The organism is Aeromonas sp. HMWF014 (genome assembly GCF_963878295.1).
In the GTDB taxonomy this organism is placed as follows: domain Bacteria; phylum Pseudomonadota; class Gammaproteobacteria; order Enterobacterales; family Aeromonadaceae; genus Aeromonas; species Aeromonas popoffii.
Genome location: NZ_CAWNYS010000407.1, coordinates 1,542 through 5,528, shown reverse-complemented (window position 1 = coordinate 5,528; position 3,987 = coordinate 1,542). Strand labels below are relative to the sequence as shown.

At 66.7% G+C, this 3,987-nt stretch carries 3 protein-coding genes and 1 pseudogene; all 4 read right to left on the bottom strand.

The window, feature by feature from the left end; all coding sequences use genetic code 11:
* Positions 1-896 (bottom strand): hydroxymethylglutaryl-CoA lyase (locus AAC083_RS16400; protein ID WP_108537165.1); only part of this gene is annotated, 896 nt, incomplete at its 3' end.
* A 14-nt stretch (positions 897-910) separates the two neighbouring features.
* Positions 911-2,875 carry an acetyl/propionyl/methylcrotonyl-CoA carboxylase subunit alpha gene (locus tag AAC083_RS16395; RefSeq protein WP_108537164.1) on the bottom strand — a complete coding sequence of 655 codons (1,965 nt, stop codon included), beginning with the start codon at positions 2,873-2,875 and terminating at the stop codon, positions 911-913.
* Positions 2,872-3,705 carry an enoyl-CoA hydratase-related protein gene (locus tag AAC083_RS16390; protein WP_108537163.1) on the bottom strand — a complete coding sequence of 278 codons (834 nt, stop codon included), beginning with the start codon at positions 3,703-3,705 and terminating at the stop codon, positions 2,872-2,874. The genes AAC083_RS16395 and AAC083_RS16390 overlap by 4 nt, the downstream gene beginning before the upstream one ends.
* Positions 3,706-3,715: 10 nt before the next feature.
* Positions 3,716-3,987 (bottom strand): annotated as a pseudogene (locus AAC083_RS23240) (carboxyl transferase domain-containing protein); the annotation flags it as partial.

Below are 3,987 nucleotides of genomic sequence, written 5' to 3'. Positions count from 1 at the left end.
GCATGGGCGTGCAGGGCCTGGCCGACCCGGGAGCCGTTGGGACGACCGAGTTGCTCGCTCACCCACTGACCGGTGGCGGCCAATTTATCGAGACTCACCCCTGTGCTCATGCCAAGCCCGTGCAACAGGTAGACCACCTCCTCCGAGGCGACGTTGCCGGAGGCCCCCGGCGCATAGGGGCAACCGCCCAGCCCGGCCACCGAGCAGTCGATGGTGCGGATGCCGCGCTCCAGCGCTGGCAGCAGATTGGCCAGCCCCTGGCCATAGGTGTCGTGAAAGTGCACCGCGAGCCGGCCCGCCGGGATCTCGTGCAGCACCGCATCCAGCATGGGCGCGACCGTGCCCGGGGTGCCGACCCCTATGGTGTCGCCCAAAGAGATCTCGTGACAGCCAAGATCCAGCAGCCGCTCGGCCATGGCCGCGACCCGTTTCGGACGGGTCGGGCCGTCGAAGGGGCAAGCGATGACGGTGGAAAGATAACCCCGTACCCTGATGCCGAGGTGGCGTGCCTCCTGCACCAGGGGGGCGAAGCGGACCAGAGACTCCTCCACGCCGATGCCGATATTGGCGCGGGTAAAGCCATCGGAGCAGGCGGTGAAGAGGCCAATCTCGTCGACCCGGGCGGCAATGGCCGCCTGCAAGCCCTGCAGGTTGGGCACCAGGGCGCCGTAACGGGTCGCTCCCTTGCGCGGCAGGGCCTTGAAAAGTGCGGCGGAGTCCGCCATCTGCGGCACTTTTTTGGGTGAGACGAAGGCCCCCACCTCGATGCGCTGCAGGCCGCTTTCGGCCAGGCGCGCGATCAGCTCCAGCCGCTGGACGAGCGGCAGGGAACTGGCCTCGTTTTGCAGGCCGTCGCGCGGGCCCATCTCCACTAGGCTCACCTTGTCATCCTGCATTCCGGATTCTCTCTTCATGACCCGCTCTCTTGTTGATCCACGGCATCGGCAAAGCGCACCAGTATGGCCCCCTGACTTACCTGTTCACCTTGCTTGCATTGCAGGGTCTCGATCAGCCCATCCCGGTCGGCTTTCAAGACGTGTTCCATCTTCATCGCCTCCAGCACCAGCAGGGGTTGGCCCTTGCTGACGCGCTGGCCGGCCTCGACCAGCAGCGCCACGACTATGCCGTGCATGGGGGCCGTTGCACCCTGGGCGGCGCTGGTGTGCTGATCATGATGAGGCTGATGGTGTTGATCATCGGCGCAGAAGCGGATGCGCTGGTCATCGAGCTGTAACACGAATTCGGTGGCGGTCAGTGCCTGGACGGGGTAGCGCTGCCAGCGCCCAGCGTGTTGCAGGCGGAGATGATCGGTGCCCAGTTCACAGGGGAGTGAGCTCCCCTGCCACGACAGCGTGCCGGCGCGCCCGGACAGGGTCAGCACCCGGGCCTCGTCGCCGATGCGCACCGCCGCCGTCCAGTTTCTGCTGGCCCCCAAGCGAAAGCCGCGGGCCTGCTGCCAGGGAGTGGCATCGGCACTGCGGCTGGCGAGCCAGAGGGTGGCCAGCGGCCAGGCCAGTTCCGGGATGGCTTGCGGCTCGGTAGGAATGGGCCACTGGGTATGATGGCGCATGGCCAGTACGTCCGGTTCCTGACACAGGTGCAGCAGCAGCGGTCCGTTGTGCACCAGAGGGCCGAGCGCCAGCGCCGCCAGCGCATCAGCCAGCTTGGCAAACGCTTCGGTTCGGCTCTGACCGTGGGCGATGAGCTTGGCAATCATGGGGTCGTAATAGGGGCTCACCTCATCCCCGGCGGCGACCCCGGTATCGATGCGCACACCCTTGGGCCAACTGAGCCAGGCGATGGGGCCGCTGGCGGGCAGGAAACCGGCCTCTACATCCTCGGCGTAGAGGCGCGCCTCCACCGCATGGCCGCGCAGCACCACCTTATCCTGGGTGAGCGGCAGCGGCTTGCCTTCGGCCACCGTCAGCTGCCAGGCCACCAGATCCTGACCGGTGATGCACTCGGTGACCGGATGTTCCACCTGCAAGCGGGTGTTCATTTCCATGAAGAAGAACTCATCCCCGCACAGCAGAAACTCGATGGTGCCGGCACCTCGATAGTCGATGGCCCTGGCGGCGGCGACGGCCGCCTCGCCCATGGCGCTGCGCAGGCCAGGCGCTATGTTCGGCGCGGGGGCCTCTTCAATCACCTTCTGGTGGCGGCGCTGCAAGGAGCAGTCCCTGTCCCCCAGGTAGATGGCGTTGCCCAGGCTATCGGCAAACACCTGCACCTCCACGTGGCGGGCGCGGGCCAGATAGCGTTCAAGCAGCACATGATCATCCCCGAAGGCGGCCAGCGCCTCGCGCTTGACCGCCGCCAGCGCCTCGTCGAATTCGTCGATCTGATCGACCCGGCGCATCCCCTTGCCACCGCCGCCGCTGGCGGCCTTGATAAGCAGCGGGAAGCCAGTCAGCAAGGCCTGCTCGCGCAGCCACTCGGGGCGTTGATCCACGCCGTGATAGCCGGGCAGCACAGGCACGCCGGCTGCCAGCATCAGCGCCTTGGCGCCCGATTTGTCGCCCATGGCGAGGATGGCGCTGCCGCTGGGGCCGATAAAGCGCAGGCCACGTTGTTCACAGGCGGTGGCAAAGTCGCTGTTCTCTGACAGAAAACCGTAGCCCGGGTGGATGGCATCGGCCTTGGCCTGCTGGGCGATGCGCAGCACTTTGGCGGCATCGAGGTAGCTCTCCCGTGCGGGAGCTGCCCCCAGATGCCAGGCTTCGTCGGCTTCCCGCACATGCATGGCGCAGGCGTCAGCGTCCGAGTAGAGGGCGATGGTGTGGATGCCAAGGCGCCGGGCTGTCTTGATGATGCGCACGGCAATTTCGCCTCTATTGGCAATCAGCAGGCGCTTGATGGGGTGATCGTGGGTCATGCTTCATCCTTGAAACGGGGGCGCCAGGTGGGAGGGCGCTTGTCGAAGAAGGCCTGCATGCCCTCCTGGGCTTCGAGCCCGACCCGTACCCGGGCGATAGTCTCGACGGTTTTCTCTTCATGCAGGCGAGTGCCATGGCTCTCGATGGCGGTCAGCAGCCGCTTGGTCTCTTTCATCGCCTCCGGGCCGTTGCGACACAGCCGCAGAGCGAGCGCGCGCCCTTGCGCCAGCAACTGACCCGGCTGGGCCAGCTGGTGCGCCACATTGAGCCGACAGGCTGTGATGGCATCGAAGGATTCGGCGCTCAGCATGTAGCGGCGCGCCTGGCGCATGCCCATGGCACGTACTACATAGGGGCTGATCACCGCAGGCACCAGCCCCAGACTCACCTCGGAGAGGCAGAAGCGGGCATCCTCGCTCGCCAGTACCAGATCGCAGGCGCAGACAAGGCCCAGTGCGCCGCCATAGGCCGCGCCCTGCACCAGCGCCACAGTGGGGAAGGGCAGCTCGTCCAGGGTGTGCATCAGCCGTGCCAGCACCCGGGCGTCTTCGCGGTTGTGCTCGAAATCGGCGTGGGCCAGGTTGCGCATCCAGTTGAGATCGGCGCCAGCGCAAAAGTGCTTGCCCTCTGCCCGCAGCAAGAGGGCATGGGGCCGCTCGGCGTGGCCGTGGCGATGGGCCAGATCGTCGAGGCAATCGAGCAGCCCCAGCATGAGCTCGGCATCGAAGGCGTTGTGGCAGGCGGGGCGCGAGAGCACCAGCTCGGCCAGCGGACCGTGACGCTCCAGGCGAAATCCTTGCTGAGCGCCGCTGAAAAGTGGATCGGACATGTCGAGCTCCTTACATCCGGAAGATGCCGTATTGTTCCGGGCCTGTCTCGGCCCCCTGACAAGCGGCCAGTGCCAGCGCCAGTACGGTGCGGCTCTGGGCTGGATCTATGACGCCATCATCCCACAGCCGAGCGCTGGCGTAGTAGGGGTGACCCTGCCGTTCATACTGGGCGATCACGGGCGCGCGGATGGCCTCCGCCTCCTGCTCGCTCAACGGCTTGCCCTCGGCGGCCAGCTTGTCGCGGCGCACCTGCACCAGCACGCTGGCGGCCTGTTCCCCCC